Source organism: Nonomuraea sp. NPDC048882 (assembly GCF_040649755.1).
Taxonomy (GTDB): Bacteria; Actinomycetota; Actinomycetes; order Streptosporangiales; family Streptosporangiaceae; genus Nonomuraea; species Nonomuraea maheshkhaliensis.
The window spans coordinates 226,079-244,675 of the sequence record NZ_JBEZGB010000010.1; the positions used below are offsets into that span (position 1 = coordinate 226,079).

Below are 18,597 nucleotides of genomic sequence, written 5' to 3' on the forward strand. Positions count from 1 at the left end.
TGGCCTCGTGCGCAAGATCTTTCTCGCCCTGGTCCTGCTGGTCGCCTCCTGCGGTGAGCCGCCGCCCGCCGCCCCGCCGCTCCCGAGGGCGGCGCCGGCCGCCGAGCCGGACCGGCCGGACGTGCAGGAGTCGTGGCGGATCACCCGGCCCGGCGCCGAGCACGAGATCGAGGGGTACGCCGACCGGGTGAGCGTCCTGCCGGGGGAGCGGTTCGGCCTGCGCGTCTCCACGACCGCGCCGCGCTTCACGGCCAGTGCCTTCCGTATGGGGGCGAACCCGGCCAAGGTGTGGCAGTCGGAGCGGGTCAAGGGGACGCGGCAGGCACCGATGCGGCTCGTACGCGGTACGGTGAGCGCCGCCCACTGGACCCCGTCGCTGACCGTGGACACCACGGGCTGGGCCGAGGGCGCGTACCTCATCCGGCTCGACGCCTCCACCGGTGCCCAGCGCTACGTCCCGATCACCGTGCGCTCGGCCTCCACCGCCGGGCGGGTGGTGATCGTGAACGCGGTCACCACCTGGCAGGCGTACAACCTGTGGGGCGGGCGCAGCCTCTACACAGGCCCCTCCGGGTACGCGGACCGCTCCCGCGCCGTCACCTTCGACCGCCCCTACGACGGCACCGGCGCCCGCCTCTTCCTCGACTTCGAGAAGGAGGCCCTGGCCGTGGCCGAGGCGAGCGGCGTGCCGCTGGCGTACCTGACCAGCCTCGACCTCGAACCGGGCGCGCTCGACGGGGCCCGCGCGGTGGTGTCGCTTGGCCACGACGAGTACTGGTCGCCGGCCATGCGCCAGGTGGTCACCAGGGCCAGGGACCACGGCACGAACCTCGCCTTCCTCGGCGCCAACGCCGTCTACTGGCGCATCGCCATGGACGGCAGGAAGGTCGTGTGCGACAAGGAGGACGTCTGCCGCCTGTGGCGCGAGTCGAAGCCGGAGAGCGCGCTGGTGGGGCAGATGTACGACTGCTTCCCGGCCGAGGGCGCCTACCGGGTCACCAGGCCGGGCCACTGGATCTTCGCCGGGACCAAGGGCCGCAGCTTCCCCGGGATGGTGGGCGTGGAGACCGACCGGGTCTCGCGGGGCTCGCCGCGTGACGTTCAGGTGCTGGCCGAGTCGCCGTTCTCGTGCGGCGGCCGGGCGAGCGTCGCGCACAGCACGTACTACACGGCGCCGAGCGGGGCGGGGGTCTTCGCCTCCGGCACGATGCGCTGGGTGTGCGCGTTGCGCGGCCGGCACTGCGGCCACGGCGTCACCGAGGCGGCCGCCGCCTTCACCCGGCGCGCGACGACCAACGTGCTCACCCGCTTCGCCGCGGGGCCGGCCGGAAAGCCTGCCCGTTTTCGGGGAGAACGAGGGCTATAACCCCTGCCGTCCGGGGTGTCGGTGGCCGACACGTGCACGAAATCTCCGCCAAATCAGGGTTTAGTCACGGGCCCTGGCGTTTGGTCTAGACCACTGCGTGTGAGGGCGGGCACAATGCGAGTCTGACATGAAGGTCTGGTTCGTGACCCCCTATCGGGAGGAACCCGCCATGCGTATTGGAGTGCTCACCGGAGGCGGCGACTGCCCCGGCCTGAACGCCGTGATCAGGGCAGTGGTGCGTAAGGGGGTGAGCGTTTACGGCCACGAGTTCGTCGGCTTCCGCGACGGCTGGCGCGGCCCCTTGGAAGGCGACACGATGCCGCTGGACATCGGCTCGGTCCGCGGCATCCTGCCACGTGGAGGAACCATACTGGGCTCCTCCAGGACCAACCCGATCAAGATCGAGGGCGGGGTCGACCGGATCAAGGAGAACCTCGCCTCGACCGGTGTCGACGCGCTGATCGCCATCGGCGGGGAAGACACCCTGGGCGTCGCCAAACAGCTCTACGACCGCGACGTCAACGTCGTGGGCGTGCCCAAGACCATCGACAACGACCTGTCGGGCACCGACTACACCTTCGGCTTCGACACCGCGGTCAACATCGCGATGGAGGCCATCGACCGGCTCCACACCACCGCCGAGTCCCACCACCGGGCGCTCATCTGTGAGGTCATGGGCCGCCACGCGGGCTGGATCGCCCTGCACGCGGGCATGGCCGGCGGCGCGAACGTCATCCTCATCCCCGAGAAGCCGTTCGACATCGACCGCGTCTGCGAGTACGTCGAGTCCCGCTTCCGCACCCGCTACTCGCCCATCATCGTGGTCGCCGAGGGCGCCCACCCGATCGAGGGCCAGATGGAGCTGCAGGCCGGCACGCTCGACGCCTTCGGTCACGTACGCCTCGGCGGCATCGGCGAGGTGCTGGCCAAGGAGATCGAGAAGCGCACCGGCAAGGAGGCCCGCACCACGGTGCTCGGCCACATCCAGCGCGGCGGCACCCCCACGGCCTACGACCGGGTGCTGGCCACCAGGTTCGGCCTCCAGGCCATCGACGCGGCCCACGAGGGCGACTACGGCAAGATGGTCGCGCTGCGCGGCACCGACATCGTCCGGGTCGGGCTCGACGAGGCCACGGCCGAGCTCAAGACCGTTCCCGTGTCGCGCTACTCCGAGGCGGAGGTGTTCTTCGGTTAGCCGTTCTCCGGCCGGTTGTAAGTGACGTGAAAGCGGGCGGCCGTACCTTCTGGGGCAGCGGGGTTACCGCTACAACCCCCAAGGGGTACGGCTTGCGCCGCAGCGAGTCGGCGGCCCACTACGCGTCGCAAGCCGTACCCATCACATAGCTCAAGCGCGGGGCGTGCCGAAGAGATCCACCTCCGGCGCGCCCTCGTCGTCGCGCGCGTGCAGCCGCCGCCGGTACTCCTGCTCGCTGCGCAGCTCCTTCTCCGACGGCGACAGGATCACGGTGAGCAGCAGGCCGACCGTGATCAGGCTGATGCCCACGATGAGCGGCAGCAGGAAGTCGACGGCCTGGGCGCCCGCGACCGGCATCATCTCCGCGTGCGCGGAGACCGACATCGAGTACATCCCGGTGTAGTGCATGCCCGAGACGGCCACGCCCATGACCAGCGCCGCCCCGCCGATCCGCAGCGCGCCGCTGACCCGCAGCGTGAACCACAGCGCCACCGTGGCCGCCGCGATGGCGATCAGCACGGACAGCGTGACGATCAGCGGGTCGTAGGAGACCAGGCCGGACATGTTCATCGCGGCCATGCCGAGATAGTGCATGCCGGCCACGCCGAGACCGGTCAGGACGCCGCCGCCGAGCAGGTAGCCCGTCCCTTCGCTCCCGCGGGCGGCCCCCCGAATGGCGCCGTGGGAGGCCAGGAAGAGCCCCATGCCCACGACGACGACGGCGATGATCGCCGAGGCGGCCGTGAGCGGCACGTCGTACCGGATCACCGAGCCGTGCACGGAGAAGCCGAGCATGGCGATGAAGTGCATCGTCCAGATGCCGGTGCCGCCGATCGCGAACGCGGCCCCGGCCAGCCAGAACTTGGCCTCGCGGCCGCCCATCAGCCGCGCGCGCGAGGTCAGCAGGAGGCCGAGCATCGACCCCACGCTGGACATCACGTACGCGAGCACGGGCGTCAGCAGCCCAAAAGAGAAATGATCGACCGGCGACATACCCCCACCCATCCCTTACGCACCGATAAGGGAGTATGAACAGGGAGTCGTCGCGAGCGCAACTACCTTCGTCTGGCCTGCATCGGCTGCTGGTGCTGCACCACCGGGGCGGGGTAGGTGAGCTGCTGCTGGGCGGTGCGGCGGCGCAGTTCGAGCTTGGCCACGAGTTCGGCGTCCTCGTGCAGTTCCTCCTCCGAGGGCGACAGGATGACCATGAGAAGCATGGTCAGGGTGATCAGGCTGATCACGGTCATGAGCGGGACCAGGAAGTCGAGCGCGTCGGCGCCGGAGACGGGGGTGGTCTCGGTGTCGACGGAGACGTGCATGGCGTACATGCCGGTGTAGTGCATTCCGGCCACCGCCAGGCCCATGACGAGGGCGGCGCCGGTGATCCAGATGGGCCGCTTGACGCGGAGGGTGAACCAGAGCGCGACCGTGGCGGCCACGACGGCGATGGCCACGGACAGGCCCACGGTGAGGCGGTCGTAGGAGACGTGGGCGGACATGTTCATGGCGTACATGCCGAGGTAGTGCATGGAGGCCACGCCGAGCCCCGTGAGCAGGCCCCCGCCGAGCAGCGCGAGGGCGCGCCCGCGCCCGTAGGAGACCAGGAACAGGCCGGTGCCGACGACCACGATGGCCACCACCGCCGAGGCCGCGGTGAGCCAGACGTCGTACTTGATCTGGATGCCCTCCACCTCGAAGCCCATCATCGCGATGAAGTGCATGACCCAGATGCCGGTGCCCCCGATGGAGATGGCCGCCCCCAGCAGCCAGCGCACGCGGGCGCCGCCGCGCGAGGCGTGCGCCTGCGCGGTGAGCCGCAGCCCGAGCATCGAGCCGATGCAGGACATGACGTAGGCGAGCAACGGCGTGAGCAACCCATAGGTGAAATGATTCACGGCGGAGGTCATCTATCGGTTCCTTGCATTAGGGGTCCCCGGATTCTGCCATCCGGCTTGTCCTATTCGCATGGATATCGAAACTATCTGTCAACTCCGCGTGTCGGAAAACGTGAGAGAGTCTCATGGCTATCGAGGGCCCGTTCTGGCGGGCGATCGCCGTCTTCCGCGTCGCCTCGCTGGCGTACGCGGCCGTCCTCATGGCCCAGCACGGCGGCTACGAGCGGCCGGTGCTCGGCTGGCTGGTCGTCGGCGCGATGGCGCTGTGGACCGCGGGGGCCACGTTCGCCTACTCCCGCGCGGCGCTGCGCCGGTGGCCGCTGCTCGCCGCCGACCTGGTCGTGACGGTGGCGTGCCTGCTGGCCAGCCCGTACGTGCAGGGCGCGGAGCAGGGCGAGGCCGGCACGCTGCCCGTGCCCGCGACCTGGGTGGCCGGCCCCGTGCTCGCCTGGGCCGTGCACGGAGGCCGGCGGGCCGGGGCGCTGGCCGCCGCCGTCGTCGCGGCCGGCGACGTGTGGCTGCGCGTGCGCGCCGAGGACGTGCCCGTCTCCATCAACGGCACGGTCCTGCTGTTCCTGGCCGGCGTCGTGGTCGGCGACGTGGCCCGGCTGGCCAGGCGGGCCGAGGAACGCATGCAGCGCGCCACCGAGATGGAGGCCGCCCAGCGCGAACGCGAGCGGCTGGCGCGCGGCATCCACGACTCGGTGCTGCAGGTGCTCGCCCTGGTGCAGCGGCGCGGGCAGCGGCTCGGCGGCGAGGCGGCCGAGCTGGGACGGCTGGCCGGTGAGCAGGAGGCGGCGCTGCGCCAGCTCGTCGCGGCCGGCCCGCCGCCACCCCGGGGCGGCGCCGACCTGCGCGCGCTGCTCGGCCGGCACGGCTCGCCCGAGGTCACGATCTCCACCCCGGCCACGCCGCTGGTGCTGCCCACCGAGGTGGCCGAGGAGCTCTCCGCCGCCGTGGGGGCCGCACTCGACAACGTGCGCGCGCACTGCGGGACGGGGGCGCGGGCGTGGGTCCTGGCCGAGTCGTGCGACGGGGCCGTGACCGTCAGCGTCAGGGACGAAGGGCCCGGCATCCCCGACGGCCGGCTGGAGCAGGCGGCGGCCGACGGGCGGATGGGGGTGGCCAGGTCGATCAGAGGGCGGGTGGCCGAGCTGGGCGGGCGGGTGTCGATCGTGAGCGTCCCCGGCCAGGGCACGGAGGTCGAGATCACCGTCCCGGCGTGATCACCGTCCCAGCGTGATCACCGTCCCTGCGTGATTCCCGGTCTGGTCCTGATCCAGGGGCGCCGCGTTAGAGTGACCGGCATGGTGCGGGTCATGGTGGTGGACGACCATCCCATGTGGCGCGACGGCGTCGCCAGAGACCTCACGGAGGCGGGCTACGAGGTCGTGGCCGCCGTGGGGGAGGGACGGCAGGCGGTACGCGTGGCCGGGGCGGTGCGGCCCGACGTGGTGGTGCTCGACCTGCACCTGCCCGACCTGCCCGGCCCCGAGGTGGCCGCGCGGCTGGCCGCGGTGGAGCCGGCGCCCAGGGTGCTGGTGTTATCGGCCAGCGCCGAGCAGGAGGACGTCCTGGAGGCGGTCAAGGCCGGCGCGTCCGGATATCTGGTGAAATCGGCGGGCCGGGAGGAGTTCCTCGACGCGGTCCGGCGCACCGCCGACGGCGACGCCGTGTTCACGCCTGGCCTGGCCGGGCTGGTGCTCGGCGAATACCGGCGGCTGGCCGCGCAGCCCGGCCCCGGCGGGCCGGCCGAGCGAGCCGGTGGGGAGCGGCCGCGGCTGACCGAGCGCGAGACCGAGGTGCTCAGGCTGGTCGCCAAGGGGCTGTCGTACCGGCAGATCGCCGAACGGCTGGTGCTCTCGCACCGCACCGTCCAGAACCACGTGCAGAACACCCTCGGCAAGCTCCAGTTGCACAACCGGGTGGAGCTCGTGCGATATGCGATCGAGCGGGGACTCGACGCGGACTAAACTCGATGGGTCGCGACGTTGCCATCAACGGCGCGTTTCCCATCATCCCCGGAGGTTCCACCATGACGATGTCCGCCCTGGGCGAGCCGTGCGTTCTGCTCAAGCTGGGCGAGATCGTCCTCAAGGGCAAGAACCGCGAGCTCTTCGAGCGCCGCCTCGTCAGCAACATCCGCGAGGCGATCCAGCCGCTCGGCGTCAAGACCGACGTACACAGGCGGCACGGCGTGATCGCGATCTTCCTGCCCCAGGGCGCCACCGCCGAGCAGGCCGACGCGGTGGCCCAGCGGGTCGCCGACGTGCCGGGGCTGGTCTGGATCCACCGCGCCTGGCGGATCGCCAAAGACCCCGACGCGGTGCTCAAGGCCGGGCTCGAACTGGTCGGCGAGAGCGAGGAGGCCAAGCGGGGCGCCCGCTTCGCGGTCCGCTCCCGCCGCCGCGACAAGCGCTTCCCGCTGCGCTCCAACGAGCTCGACCGGCTGGTGGGCGGCGCCATCAACGACGAGTACGGCCTGCCGGTCGACCTGAGCAACCCCGAGCTGACGGTCTTCATCGAGGTCGACAGGGACGAGGTGTTCGTCTTCACCGGCGGCATCCCCGGCCAGGGCGGCCTGCCCGTCGGCAGCAGCGGCAGGGCGCTGGTGCTCATGTCGGGCGGCATCGACTCGCCCGTGGCCGCCTACCGGATGATGCGGCGCGGCCTGCACGTCGACTTCCTGCACTTCTCCGGCATCCCGTTCACCACCTCGGAGTCGATCTACAAGGCGTACGCGCTGGTCAGGAAGCTCGACCGGTTCCAGGGCAGGTCGCGGCTGTGGGTGGTGCCGTTCGGCAAGGCGCAGCAGTCGATCCGCACCTCGGGCCAGGACCGGCTGGCGGTGATCGCGCAGCGGCGGCTGATGCTGAAGACGGCCGAGGAGGTCGCCCACCGCATCCGCGCCGCCGCCCTGATCACGGGCGACGCGCTCGGGCAGGTCTCCTCGCAGACGCTGACCAACATCACGGCCCAGGACAACGCCGTCGAGCTGCCGATCCTGCGCCCGCTCGTGGGCTGGGACAAGACCGAGATCATGGCCGAGGCCCGGCGCATCGGCACGCTGGAGATCTCCGAGCTGCCCGACGAGGACTGCTGCTCGCTGCTGGCGCCCAAGCGGGCCGAGACCCGGGCCAAGATCGAGGACCTCAAGCAGATCGAGAAGCGCCTCGACGCCGAAGAGCTGTGCGTGCAGCTGGCCGACTCGATCCAGGAATACACCCTGTGACGCATCCGGTGACGCAGCATGTGACCGCCCCGCCGCCGGCCCCGTGGGCGGCGGGACGGCGGCTCAGGCGTCGACCTTGAACGGGTCGTGCTGGGCCAGCAGCTTGTCCAGCCTGGCCTGGTCGACCCGGTTGGTGACCTCTGACAGCTCCTGCCGGTCGCGCACCACCTTGCACAGGGTGATCGTCGAGGTGACGACGTAGAGCAGGCCGAGGGCGAGGAAGGCCTTCACCCACGCCTGCGCGGGCAGATAGGCCAGGGCGATGATCATCGAGATCAGCGAGACGGCGAACGACAGGACCGCCTGGGCGTAGAAGGCGGCGGTCCGCGTGGGCTGGATGGGCTTCGTCATGCGGTCATCGTGCCTGCGCGCGCATGTCCCGCACATGAGGATTCGTACTCAAGTTACCCATGAGTAGGATGACGGTCGCGTACCCGGGCGCGAGCCGCCGTCGCTCCGATGGCAGGATGGCCCAAGACGCGAGACCGGTGAGGGGAGTGATCGTGGAGGAGTCGCGCCTGCCTCCAGGCCAGTACGTCCCGCGCGGCCGGCCCGTGATCCACTACGGCCGGGTGCCCGCGTTCAAGCCGGACACCTGGGACTTCCGCGTCTTCGGCGCCACCGCCTCCGGCGAGGAACGCCACTTCACCTGGGCCGAGTTCGAGCAGCTGCCCCGCGCCACTCGCGTCGCCGACTTCCACTGCGTCACCAAGTTCTCCCTCATGGCCAACGAGTGGCGCGGTGTCACCCCCGCCACGATCATGCGGGCCGCCCCGCCCGACCCCGCCGTACGCCACGTGATGATCTGGGCCGAATACGGCTACAGCGCCAACCTGCGGATGGCCGACTTCGCCGCGCCGGACACGCTGTTCGCCCTGGAGCTCGACGAGAAGCCGCTCAGCCCCGACCGAGGCTTCCCGGTGCGCGCCGTGGTCCCCCACCTGTACGCGTGGAAGAGCGTCAAGTGGGTGCGCGGCGTCGAATACCTCCTGGAGGACCGCAGGGGCTTCTGGGAGGAGCGCGGCTACCACAACCTGGCCGACCCCTGGCGCGAGCAGCGCTACTCCTACCAGGAAGAACCCGGCGAAGGCCCCGCCTGACGTCACCCGGTCTTCACTCCCTGTTTTCCTTCGGACACGGTAGGTTGTTGGCTACGGTTTCGGCATGCTGACCACCGCGTGCGTGGCGCTGTCCTCCCTCCTGACCTTCCTGCTCGGCCTCGTGCTGGCACGGCTCCTGTGGTGCCGTCCCGCGCCGCCGGGCGAGCACAGGACGGACGACGCGACCTTCACCGCCCTGCACCTCGCCGCGATGGCCGCCCCCGCCCTGCGGGCCGGCCTCGACCGTGACTCCGCCCGCAAGGCCGTGCGGCATCTGCGCCTCCTGCTCGGCACCCGCGCTGTCGCGATCACCTCCACCGAGGCGGCGCTGGCCTGGGAGGGGCCGTGCACCGACGACGTGCTCACCTACGCCCGCGCCGCGCTGGCCGCCGGCCGGACCCAGGTCTTCCCGGGCCGGGCACGAGGGTCCGAGTGCCGGGACGAAGAGGCACCGGATCATGGGCCCGAGCATGGGGCGGTCGTGGTGCCGCTGACCGTGGACGGCACCGTGGTCGGCGCGCTGGCGGCCTTCGACGACGAGGTCAGCGCCGCGCTCGTGCGTACCGTCGCCGAGGTCGGCCGCTGGGTCTCCGGCCAGTTGGAGCTGGCCGAGCTCGACGGCTCCCGCCGCCGCGCGCTGGAGGCCGAGATGCGCGCCCTGCGCGCGCAGATCTCGCCGCACTTCGTCTACAACGCGCTCACCACGATCGCCTCGTTCGTCCGCACCGACCCCGCGCGGGCCCGCGAGCTGCTGCTCGACTTCGCCGACTTCTCCCGGTACGCGCTGCGCCGCGCCCACGACTTCACCACCCTGGCCGACGAGCTGACCTGCGTTGACCGCTACCTGCTGCTGGAGCGCGCCCGCTTCGGCGACAAGCTGCGCTTCAGCATGCAGGTGTCCCCGGAGGTGCTGCCGGTGCTGGTCCCGTTCCTGTGCCTGCAACCGCTGGTCGAGAACGCCATCAAGCACGGCATGCGCGGCCCCGGCACCCCCGGCGAGGTGCGCGTCGTCGTCCGCGACGCGGGCCCCGAGGCGCACATCACGGTCGAGGACGACGGCGCCGGCATGGACCCGGAGTGCGCCAGGCGCATGCTCGACGAGGACCCCGCCCGCGAGGGCAGCGGCATCGGCCTGGCCAACGTGGACCTGCGCATGCGCCAGATCTACGGCGACGGCTACGGGCTCGTGGTGGAGACGGCGCTCGGCGCGGGCACCAAGGTCCGGCTGCGTGTGCCCAAGAGTCAGCTCAGCTCCCTGTAGCCGAATCATTACGCTATGCTGGCGTGGCTCGGGTGACCTCTGCTTTTATACGGCAGCGTGATGGACATGTTGAGAGTTCTGGCCGTCGACGACGAAGTGCCTGCTCTGGAGGAGCTCGCCTATCTGTTGCGCCAGGACGACCGGATCGAACACGTCACGACCGCGGCCGACGGCGTCACCGCGCTGCAGGACATGGTCCAGATGATCGGCGGCGGCGAGCGGCTAGACGGGGTCTTCCTCGACATCCGCATGCCCGGCCTCGACGGGCTCGACCTCGCCCGGCTCGTCGGCGGCTTCCCCAGCCCGCCCAAGCTCGTCTTCGTCACGGCGCACGAGGAGTGCGCGGTGCAGGCGTTCGAGCTGGAGGCCGTCGACTACCTGCTCAAACCGGTCAGGGCCGAGCGGCTGGCCGAGGCGGTGCGCAGGCTGGAGGCCGCCAGCGGCCCCGCGCCCGCGCCGGGCCAGGACGACGTCATCCCGGTCGAGCTGGGCGGGCGCACCAGGTTCGTGCCGCAGCAGGCCGTCTGGTACGCCGAGGCCAAGGGCGACTACGTGCGCCTGCACACCGCCGACGGCAGCTACCTCGTGCGCATGTCGCTGGCCGCTCTCGAACGGCGCTGGGCGGAGGCGGGCTTCATCCGCGTCCACCGCAGCACGCTCGTCGCGGCCCGCCACGTCAGCGAGCTCAGGTTCGAAGGCGGGCGGGTGACGCTCACCGTCGGCACCGAGGAACTGCAGGTCAGCAGGAGGCACAGCCGGCAGGTGCGCGAGCAGCTCGTCCGCCAGCACCGCGACGTGATCGCGTGAGGGCGGCCCGGTGAACGCCGCGCGGCGCGTCGCCGGGTCCCGGCGGCCCGCCGCGCCCGGCCGCCCGGACGATGCCGTGCCCCAGACCGGGCCTCAGGGCGGGCCCGATCCCGTGCCTCAGACCGGGCCCCATGCCGGGCCCCATGCCGGGCCCCATATCGGGCCCCATATCGGGCCCCATATCGGGCCCCATATCGGGCCCGGCCGTGCGCCCGATTCCGCGCGCGACGGCGAGCCGGGCGATCCCGTGGCCGAACTCGTCGGGCGGCAGTTACGGCAGGCGCTGCGCACCGTGGGAGCCGTCGCCGCCCTGCTGGCCGGGCCCCCGGTGCTGGCGATGTGGGTGCCCGACCCCCGCGCCTGGGTCGTCCTGTCGCTGGCGGTGCAGGGGCTCTGGGTGGGCCTCGCCGTGCTGCAGCTCAGGCGGGCGGAGCGGCTGGAGAGATGAACGTCGCCGTGCTGACCGGGATCGCCTTCGTCCTGGTCCTGGGCGTCGCGGCGGGCGCCGCGCGGCCCCGCCGCGTGTCCGGCGTCCACGTCGCCGCCAAGGGAGTGCCACCCTGGTGGAACGGGGCCGCGATCAGCTCCGAGTTCACCTCGGCGGCGGCCTGCCTGGGCACGGCCGGGCTCATCGCCACCCACGGCTCGCCCATGTTGTGGTACCCGATGGGGGCGGCAGCGGGGTTCGTCGTCATCCTGGCGCTCGTGGTCGCGCCGCTGCGGCGCTCGGGGACGTACACGCTGCCCGGATTCGCCGAGTGGCGGCTGCGCTCGGCCCGGTTGCGCCGGTTGACCACCTGCTGCGTCCTCGTCGTCGGGCTGGCGTTCATGGTCGCCCAGCTGCACGCCGCCGGGGTCGTGGTACGGCTGCTGACCGGGCTGCCGCCGTGGCTGGGCTGGGCGGCCGTCGCGGCGGCGGCGCTGGCGGTGGCCGTCGGCGGCGGGCTGGGCAGCGTGACGAGCGTGCAGGCCGCGCAGTTCTGGCTCAAGCTGGTGGTCTTCCTCGGGGTCGGGATCGTCTGCTGGTGGCTGGCGGAAGAGGGGGCCGTGGCCTGGTTCGAGGGCGCGTACCGGGGCGGGGGCGCCGGGCTGGCGGGCGCGGGCGACCCCTCGCTGCAGGGGGTGCTGGCCGTGCTGCTGGCGTGCGCGCTGGGCACGATGGGGCTGCCGCACGTGATCATGCGGGTGCACACCGACAGGGACGGCCACGCCGCGCGCCGCTCCATGGTGGCCACGCAGGCCATGCTGGCGGCCTTCTGCGTCGTACCGCCGCTGTACGGGCTCATGGGGCACGCGCGGCTGCGCGGCGCCGCCGCGGACGAGATCGTGCTGCTGCTGCCCGCCAGGCTGTTCCCAGGGGCCGTGGGGGAGGTGCTGACGGGCCTGCTGGCCGCGGGGGCGTTCGCGGCCTTCCTGGCCACCGCGGCGGGCGTCCTGGCGGCCGTGGGCGGCGCGCTGTCGGCCCGCGCGTCCAGGGCCGGGGCGCGCTCGTTCCGCGTGGCCGTGGTGGCGGTCCTGGCGGCCGCGCTCGGGCTCACGGCGGTCACCGCCCCCGGGGCGTCGGTGGCGCTCGTGCTGCTCGGCCTCAGCCTCTCGGCGGCCACGTTCTGCCCGCTGCTCGTGCTCGGGATCTGGTGGCGGCGGCTGACGGACGCGGGCGCGGCGGCCGGTATCCTTCTCGGGGGCGGCTCGACGGCGGTGCTGGTGATCGGGGAGCAGGCGGGCGTGCGCATGGGCCCGCTGACCTCCTGCCCCGTGCCGGTGGCCGTGCCGGTCGCCTTCGCCGCGATGGTGCTGATCTCCCTGGCCGCGCCGGCCAGGACGCCCAGGGACGTGGGCCGGATGATGGCCAGGATGCATCTGCCCGAGCATCTCGCAGGCCCCCTGACCTACCGCTCGTCGTCCCGGGACGACCGCTGATCGCGGTAGCACTCTCCGTACATCGCTGACTACGGACCGTTCGGCGAGCTGTACGTGAACAGGGTTTCTCCCGCAAGATCGCAACCGTAGTGTTTCGGCATCGGAGAGCTCTTCCGGCGCATCGGGAGACACGGGCCGCACGGCTCACGATCGGCCCGATGCGCGGAATTCACCGGCGACGCGCAGGTCGCCGCGGCTGTCGGGCCCTTGACCGGGGGGTTGGGCCCGCCACGCCGGTTCCGTGAAGGGGCGCCCGCGAGGCTGTCGAACCGGGCCTCGCGATCCGGCACGCGGGGGCGGCCGGATCGCTCGGGCGGGCGCCCCTTTCATGGTCTTTCATGGGCGCCGGCCCGCCCATCGGGCGCCCGGTGCGAGGTCAGCCGTCGCGCAGCTTCTTCAGCAGCGTGATGTCCTCGGCGTGCTTCGGCGCCTTGCCCGGCGTCTCGATGCAGAGCGAGATCCCGGCCGCCGCCGGATGCCGCATGAGGTCGCCGAACGGCTCGGCGCCGATGTGACCGGCCCCGATGTTCTCGTGGCGGTCCTTCTTCGCCCCGCACACGTCCTTGGAGTCGTTGGCGTGGATGAGCTTGAGCCGCCCCGGCGCGATGGCGTGCAGCGCGTCCATCGTCTCCTTCACCCCGCCCTCGGCGGCCAGATCGTGGCCGGCGGCGAAGGCGTGGCAGGTGTCGAGGCAGACGCACGCCCGCGGATGCCAGTCGAGCGCGGCCAGGTAGGGCTCAAGGTCCTGGACGGTGGCGCACAACATCGCGCCCTGGCCCGCCATCGGCTCCAGCAGCAGATCGGGCCCGCCCTCCGGGATGTCCTCCAGCAGGGGCAGCAGGTTGTCGTGCAACTGCCGCAGCGCGTCGTCGCGCGACTGCGTCACCGCCGAGCCGGTGTGCACCACGACCCCCTTGGCGCCGGTCTCCACCCCGCGCCGCAGCGTGTGGCGCACGATCGCGATGGAGTTGGCCAGCGTCTCGGGGCTGGGCGAGCCGAAGTTGACCAGGTAGGGCACGTGGATGAAGGTCTCGACGCCGGACTCGGCCAGCTTGGCGTCCTCGGCCGGCTTGCCCTCGGTGAGCGCCCACCCGCGCGGGTTGGTGACGAACACCTGGATCATCTCGGCGCCGATCTCGGCCATGTATTTCAGGCCGCCCGTCGCCAGGCCGCCGGCGACGGAGACGTGTCCGCCGATCAGGGATTTCACGGTCATGATGACCCTCAGTTTAGGACCCGCGAGCCGATGCGGTGGCGGGCGCCCGGCGATTGGAGCATGACACGAAAACCGCCCCACGTGGGGGCCGCCGGTTGGAGTTCTCACGGATGGACCGGGCACGTAGCGCATGTGTGTACTTCTGACATGTCAGAAACGCTCGCCGCGTTCAACGCGCGATCACCGGCCGAGGCGGAGGCCGGGCTGCTGAGCTGCTGCGCCTCACGCGCCTTCGCCGGCGAGGTGGCCGCCCGGCGGCCGTACGAGAGCCTCGACCGGCTCATCGACACCGCCCGCGCCGCCGTGCTGGAGCTGAGCTGGGACGACGTGCTGGAGGCGCTGAGCGCGCATCCCAGGATCGGCGAGCGGCCGGCCGGGAGCGGGCGGGAGGCGTCCTGGTCGCGGCGGGAGCAGTCCGGCGTCGAGGAGGAGCTGCGCGCGGCCCTCGCCGAGGGCAACCGCGTTTACGAGGAGCGTTTCGGGCATGTCTACCTCGTCTGCGCAACCGGGCTGACGGGAACCCAGATGCTCGACAAGCTCAAGCAGCGGCTCGGCAACGACGAGGCGCGCGAGCACGACGTCGTACGCGGCGAGCTGGCCGCCATCACCCGGCTGCGGCTGGGCAGGCTCATCGAGGAGGGGGCATGAGCTTCTCCACCCACGTGCTCGACGCGGTCACCGGCCGGCCCGCCGCCGGCCTGCGCGTACGCCTGGAGCACGACGGCCGGGTCGTCGCCGAGGGCCGCACCGACGCCGACGGCCGGCTCAAGGGCTGGGATCCGGCGGCCGGGGTGCATCGCGTCGTCTTCGACACCGGCGCCTACCTCAAGGAGACGTTCTACCCCGAGGTGGTCGTCACCTTCGCCGTGACCGACCCCGCCCAGCACTACCACGTGCCGCTGCTGCTCAGCCCGTACGCCTACTCCACCTACCGAGGGAGCTAGATTGACCGTCAAGCTCGGCGCCAACCGCTACGGCAAGGCGGAGACCAGGCTCGTCCACGTGGTCAGGCAGGGCCCCGTCCACCACGTCAAGGACATCAGCGTCAGCACCTCGCTGTCGGGCGACATGGAGGCCGTCCACCTGACCGGCGACAACGCCACCGTGCTGCCGACCGACTCGCAGAAGAACACCGTCTACGCCTTCGCCAGGCGCCACGGCGTCGGCCAGATCGAGGAGTTCGCCCTGCTGCTGGCCAGGCACTTCGTCGCCTCGCAGCGCCCGATCCACCACGCCAGGGTGGAGATCGAGGAGTACGGCTGGAACCGTACGGGGCCCCACTCGTTCGTGCGCGACGGCGGCGAGGTGCGCACCTGCGTGGTCCACCACGACGAGGACGGCCGCAGCACGGTGGTGTCCGGGCTGAAGGACCTCGTGGTGCTGAACTCGACCGGGTCGGAGTTCCACGGCTACATCGTGGACGAGTACACCACGCTGGAGCCCACCACCGACCGCATCCTGGCCACCGCCGTCGCCGCCCAGTGGCGCCACGCGGACGCCTCCGGCTCCGGCTCCGGCTCAGCCTCCGATTACGCCAAGGCGTACACGGAGGTGCGGCGCTGCCTGCTCGACGCGTTCGCCGGCACCCACAGCCTCTCGCTCCAGCAGACCCTGTACGCCATGGGGGAGCGCGCGCTCACGGCCTGCCCCGAGATCTGCGAGATCAGGCTCGCCATGCCGAACAAGCACCACTTCCCGGTCGATCTGTCCCCGTTCGGCCTGGACAACGACAACGAGGTCTTCTTCGCCGCCGACCGCCCCTACGGCCTCATCGAGGGCGGCGTGCTGCGGGAGGACGCGCCCGACGCCGGATTCGCCTGGGAGTAGGCAGAGACATGGATTTCTTGCGCCCCACGACGTGGGACGAGGCGCTGGCCGCCAAGGCGGACCAGCCGGACGCCGTGCCCATCCAGGGCGGCACGGACGTGATGGTCGAGCTGAACTTCGACGTCCGCAGGCCGCCGGCGCTGCTCGACCTCAACCAGGTGGCTGAACTGCGCGAATGGTCGATGGCGGACGGTCTGTGCCGGGTGGGGGCCGGGGTGCCGTACACGGCCGTGATCGAGGAGCTCGGCGCGACGCTGCCCGGCCTGGCCCAGGCCGCGCGCACGGTCGGCTCGCCGCAGATCCGCAACCGCGGCTCCGTCGGCGGCAACCTGGGCGCGGCCTCACCCGCAGGCGACAGCCATCCGCCGTTGCTGGCGGCGGGGGCCGTGGTCGAGGTGGAGTCGCGCGAGCGCGGCGTGCGGATGATCCCGGCCGCCGAGTTCTACCTGGGCGTCAAGCGCAGCGCGCTGGAGCCGGACGAGCTGATCAGGGCCGTGCACGTGCCGCCGGCCACCGGGCCCCAATACTTCTCCAAGGTCGGCACCCGCAACGCCATGGTGATCGCGGTGTGCTCGTTCGCGCTCGCGCTGCACCCCGGCGAGCGGCGCGTCGGCACGGGCATCGGCTCGGCCGCGCCCACGCCGCGCCGGGCGGTCGAGGCCGAGGAGCTGCTGGCCGCGGAGCTCGGCTGGGACGCTCCGCTCGACCCCGCGCTGCTGCGCCGCTTCGGCGACCTGTGCGCGCGGGCCGCCGCGCCGATCGACGACGTGCGCGGCACCGCCGCCTACCGGGTGCACGCGATCGGCGTCATGGCCCGCCGCACGCTCACCTGGGCCTGGAACGACCACCTGGGGAAGAGGGCCGCCTGATGCGCGTCACGTTCACCGTCAACGGCCGCGAGCAGAGCGCGCAGAACGTCTGGGAGGGCGAGAGCCTCCTGTACGTGCTGCGCGAGCGCCTCGGCCTGCCCGGCTCCAAGAACGCCTGCGAGCAGGGCGAGTGCGGCTCCTGCACCGTCTACCTCGACGGCGTGCCCGTCTGCGCCTGCCTGGTCGCCGCCGGGCAGGCCGAGGGACGGCAGGTGCGCACGGTCGAGGGCCTGGCCGAGGGCGACCGGCTCGATCCGGTGCAGGAGGCGTTCGTGGAGTGCGGGGCCGTGCAGTGCGGCTTCTGCACGCCGGGGCTGCTGGTGCAGGCGCACGACCTGCTGGAACGGGTGCCCGAGCCGTCGGACGCCGAGATCAGGGAGGCGCTGGCGGGCAACCTGTGCCGGTGCACCGGTTATGAGAAGATCCTCGACGCGGTACGGCTCGCCGCCGCGCGGAAGGGCGCCGCCTCGTGAACGTTCCCCCCGATGCCGTACCGACCGAGGCCGTACGCACCGGCGCCGTTCCCCCCGACGCTGGGCCCGCTCGATCCTTGATCATCGAGAACGTGCACATCGCCCCCGTCGCCGGCCCCGAGATCCCGTCCGGACACATCAGGATCGAGGGGGATCGCATCGCGAGCCTCGGCCCCGGGCCCGCGCCCGAGGTCCCCGGCGCGACCAGGATCGACGGCGGCGGCTGCCTGGCCACCCCCGGCCTGGTCAACACCCACCACCACCTCTACCAGTGGGCCTCGCAGGGTCTCGTCCAGGAGGCCACGCTGTTCGAGTGGCTGACGGCGCTCTACCCGGTGTGGGCCGCCCTCGACGCCGAGGTGGTCAGGGGCGCGGCCACGGCCGGGCTGAGCTGGCTGGCGCTGTCGGGCTGCACCACCGCGAGCGACCACCACTACGTCTTCCCCAAGGGCCGGGGCGACCTGCTCGCGGCCGAGATCGAGGCCGCCCGCGAGGTGGGCCTGCGCTTCCATCCGGCGCGCGGCTCCATGGACAGGGGCGAGTCGAAGGGCGGGCTGCCACCGGACTCCGTGGTGGAGGAGCTGGACGACATCCTCGCCGCCACCGCCGCGGCCGTGGACGCCTACCACGACCCCTCGCCCTCCTCGATGTTGCGCGTGGTGGTCGCGCCCTGCTCGCCGTTCTCGGCCAGCGCCGAGCTGATGACCGAGTCCGCCGCCCTGGCCAGGGACAGGGGCGTACGGCTGCACACGCACCTCGCCGAGACCCTCGACGAGGAGGAGCACTGCCTGGAGCAGTTCGGGGTACGCCCGGTGGACTACATGGAGCGGCTGGGCTGGCTGGGGCCCGACGTGTGGTTCGCGCACGCCGTGCACCTGAGCGACGACGACCTGGGCAAACTGGCGGAGACCGGCACCGGCGTCGCGCACTGCCCCTCCTCCAACGGGCGGCTCGGCGCGGGCATCGCCCGCGTGTCCGAGCTGCTGCGGCGCGGCGCGAACGTGGGCCTGGGCGTCGACGGCGCCGCCTCCTCCGAGCTGACCCCGCTCGTGGGCGAGATGCGGCAGGCGCTGCTGATCCAGCGGGCGAGGTACGGGCCGCGGGCCCTGACCGCCAGGCAGGCCCTGGAGCTGGCCACGCTGGGCGGCGCACGCAACCTCGGCCGCGAGGACGAGCTGGGCACGCTGGAGCCCGGCAAGCTGGCCGACATCGCGCTGTGGCGGGTGGACGGGCCGTTCACCGCCGCCGTCGCCGACCCGGTCTGCGCGCTGGTCTTCGGGCCTCCGCCGCCACTGGACCTGCTGCTGGTCGGCGGCAGGACGGTGGTGGCCGGCGGCGAGCTGAGGACCGTGGCCCAGGACGCGGCCGGCCGGGCCGGCGCCGAGGCCCGCGGGCGGCTGGCCAAGCTGGCGGAGGGCGCCCAGTAGGGTGGGAAA

At 72.3% G+C, this 18,597-nt stretch carries 20 protein-coding genes; 16 read left to right on the top strand and 4 right to left on the bottom strand.

All coding sequences use genetic code 11. The features are described from left to right. Nucleotides 1–7 precede the first annotated feature (7 nt). The gene (locus AB0C27_RS33070) at nt 8–1,366 is read left to right on the top strand and encodes a N,N-dimethylformamidase beta subunit family domain-containing protein (protein WP_357851998.1); all 1,359 of its coding nucleotides are present in this window, start codon (nt 8–10) and stop codon (nt 1,364–1,366) included. 169 nt (nt 1,367–1,535) lie between these two features. Next, on the top strand, nt 1,536–2,561 hold the full coding sequence (locus AB0C27_RS33075; RefSeq protein ID WP_346112626.1) for a 6-phosphofructokinase: 1,026 nt from the start codon (nt 1,536–1,538) through the stop codon (nt 2,559–2,561). Nucleotides 2,562–2,711: 150 nt separating this feature from the next. Here the strand turns inward: AB0C27_RS33075 and AB0C27_RS33080 are convergent, their stop codons facing one another. Together AB0C27_RS33080 and AB0C27_RS33085 are read right to left on the bottom strand one after the other, a co-directional pair. After that, nucleotides 2,712–3,554, bottom strand: coding sequence for an MHYT domain-containing protein (locus AB0C27_RS33080; RefSeq protein ID WP_357852001.1), 843 nt, complete (start codon nt 3,552–3,554; stop codon nt 2,712–2,714). Nucleotides 3,555–3,616: 62 nt separating this feature from the next. Further along, nucleotides 3,617–4,468 carry an MHYT domain-containing protein gene (locus AB0C27_RS33085; protein WP_357852004.1) on the bottom strand — a complete coding sequence of 284 codons (852 nt, stop codon included), beginning with the start codon at nt 4,466–4,468 and terminating at the stop codon, nt 3,617–3,619. Nucleotides 4,469–4,581: 113 nt separating this feature from the next. Here AB0C27_RS33085 and AB0C27_RS33090 point away from each other — a divergent pair, with 113 nt between their 5' ends. The 3 genes from AB0C27_RS33090 (at nt 4,582) to thiI (ending at nt 7,688) form a co-directional block, all read left to right on the top strand. After that, nucleotides 4,582–5,682 (top strand): DUF5931 domain-containing protein, encoded by a 1,101-nt coding sequence (locus AB0C27_RS33090; RefSeq protein WP_357852007.1) that lies wholly within the window; start codon nt 4,582–4,584, stop codon nt 5,680–5,682. 81 nt (nt 5,683–5,763) lie between these two features. Beyond that, nucleotides 5,764–6,429: a response regulator transcription factor gene (locus AB0C27_RS33095; protein ID WP_357852010.1), complete on the top strand. Its 666-nt coding sequence runs from the start codon at nt 5,764–5,766 to the stop codon at nt 6,427–6,429. A 62-nt stretch (nt 6,430–6,491) separates the two neighbouring features. Further along, entirely contained in the window at nt 6,492–7,688 is a 1,197-nt protein-coding gene (thiI, locus tag AB0C27_RS33100) for a tRNA uracil 4-sulfurtransferase ThiI (protein WP_357852013.1), read from the top strand. A gap of 63 nt (nt 7,689–7,751) precedes the next feature. Here the strand turns inward: thiI and AB0C27_RS33105 are convergent, their stop codons facing one another. Further along, the gene (locus AB0C27_RS33105; protein ID WP_357852016.1) at nt 7,752–8,039 is read right to left on the bottom strand and encodes a YiaA/YiaB family inner membrane protein; all 288 of its coding nucleotides are present in this window, start codon (nt 8,037–8,039) and stop codon (nt 7,752–7,754) included. Nucleotides 8,040–8,191: 152 nt separating this feature from the next. Between AB0C27_RS33105 and AB0C27_RS33110 the strand changes: the two genes are divergently transcribed. The 5 genes from AB0C27_RS33110 to AB0C27_RS33130 all read left to right on the top strand — a co-directional run bounded on the left by AB0C27_RS33110 (nt 8,192) and on the right by AB0C27_RS33130 (nt 12,776). Further along, complete coding sequence (locus tag AB0C27_RS33110) at nt 8,192–8,788, top strand: molybdopterin-dependent oxidoreductase (protein ID WP_357852019.1); 597 nt, start codon at nt 8,192–8,194, stop codon at nt 8,786–8,788. Between the two features lie 64 nt (nt 8,789–8,852). After that, the gene (locus tag AB0C27_RS33115; protein WP_357852022.1) at nt 8,853–10,049 is read left to right on the top strand and encodes a histidine kinase; all 1,197 of its coding nucleotides are present in this window, start codon (nt 8,853–8,855) and stop codon (nt 10,047–10,049) included. Nucleotides 10,050–10,115: 66 nt separating this feature from the next. Then, nucleotides 10,116–10,856 (top strand): LytTR family DNA-binding domain-containing protein, encoded by a 741-nt coding sequence (locus AB0C27_RS33120; protein WP_357852025.1) that lies wholly within the window; start codon nt 10,116–10,118, stop codon nt 10,854–10,856. 247 nt (nt 10,857–11,103) lie between these two features. Beyond that, on the top strand, nt 11,104–11,304 hold the full coding sequence (locus tag AB0C27_RS33125) for a hypothetical protein (protein ID WP_357852028.1): 201 nt from the start codon (nt 11,104–11,106) through the stop codon (nt 11,302–11,304). Further along, nucleotides 11,301–12,776: a cation acetate symporter gene (locus tag AB0C27_RS33130; protein ID WP_357852031.1), complete on the top strand. Its 1,476-nt coding sequence runs from the start codon at nt 11,301–11,303 to the stop codon at nt 12,774–12,776. Before AB0C27_RS33125 ends, AB0C27_RS33130 begins: the two co-directional genes overlap by 4 nt. A gap of 376 nt (nt 12,777–13,152) precedes the next feature. On the opposite strand, the gene AB0C27_RS33135 is transcribed toward AB0C27_RS33130, so the two are convergent. Beyond that, nucleotides 13,153–13,992, bottom strand: coding sequence for a deoxyribonuclease IV (locus AB0C27_RS33135; protein WP_357852033.1), 840 nt, complete (start codon nt 13,990–13,992; stop codon nt 13,153–13,155). 147 nt (nt 13,993–14,139) lie between these two features. On the opposite strand from AB0C27_RS33135, the gene uraD reads away from it, so the two are divergent. From uraD to AB0C27_RS33165, 6 genes are all read left to right on the top strand, one after another. Further along, a complete protein-coding gene (gene uraD / locus AB0C27_RS33140; RefSeq protein ID WP_357852036.1) occupies nt 14,140–14,640 on the top strand; it encodes a 2-oxo-4-hydroxy-4-carboxy-5-ureidoimidazoline decarboxylase in 501 nt (166 codons plus the stop codon). Beyond that, nucleotides 14,637–14,936, top strand: coding sequence for a hydroxyisourate hydrolase (uraH, locus tag AB0C27_RS33145; protein ID WP_357852039.1), 300 nt, complete (start codon nt 14,637–14,639; stop codon nt 14,934–14,936). The genes uraD and uraH overlap by 4 nt, the downstream gene beginning before the upstream one ends. A 1-nt stretch (nt 14,937) precedes the next feature. Next, a complete protein-coding gene (pucL, locus tag AB0C27_RS33150) occupies nt 14,938–15,819 on the top strand; it encodes a factor-independent urate hydroxylase (protein ID WP_357852042.1) in 882 nt (293 codons plus the stop codon). Nucleotides 15,820–15,827: 8 nt separating this feature from the next. Beyond that, a complete protein-coding gene (locus AB0C27_RS33155; protein WP_357852045.1) occupies nt 15,828–16,688 on the top strand; it encodes an FAD binding domain-containing protein in 861 nt (286 codons plus the stop codon). Continuing rightward, nucleotides 16,688–17,161, top strand: a complete 474-nt coding sequence (locus tag AB0C27_RS33160) for a (2Fe-2S)-binding protein (protein WP_357852049.1) — start codon at nt 16,688–16,690, stop codon at nt 17,159–17,161. The genes AB0C27_RS33155 and AB0C27_RS33160 overlap by 1 nt, the downstream gene beginning before the upstream one ends. A gap of 83 nt (nt 17,162–17,244) precedes the next feature. Then, the gene (locus AB0C27_RS33165) at nt 17,245–18,588 is read left to right on the top strand and encodes an 8-oxoguanine deaminase (protein ID WP_357852486.1); all 1,344 of its coding nucleotides are present in this window, start codon (nt 17,245–17,247) and stop codon (nt 18,586–18,588) included. Nucleotides 18,589–18,597 lie beyond the last annotated feature (9 nt).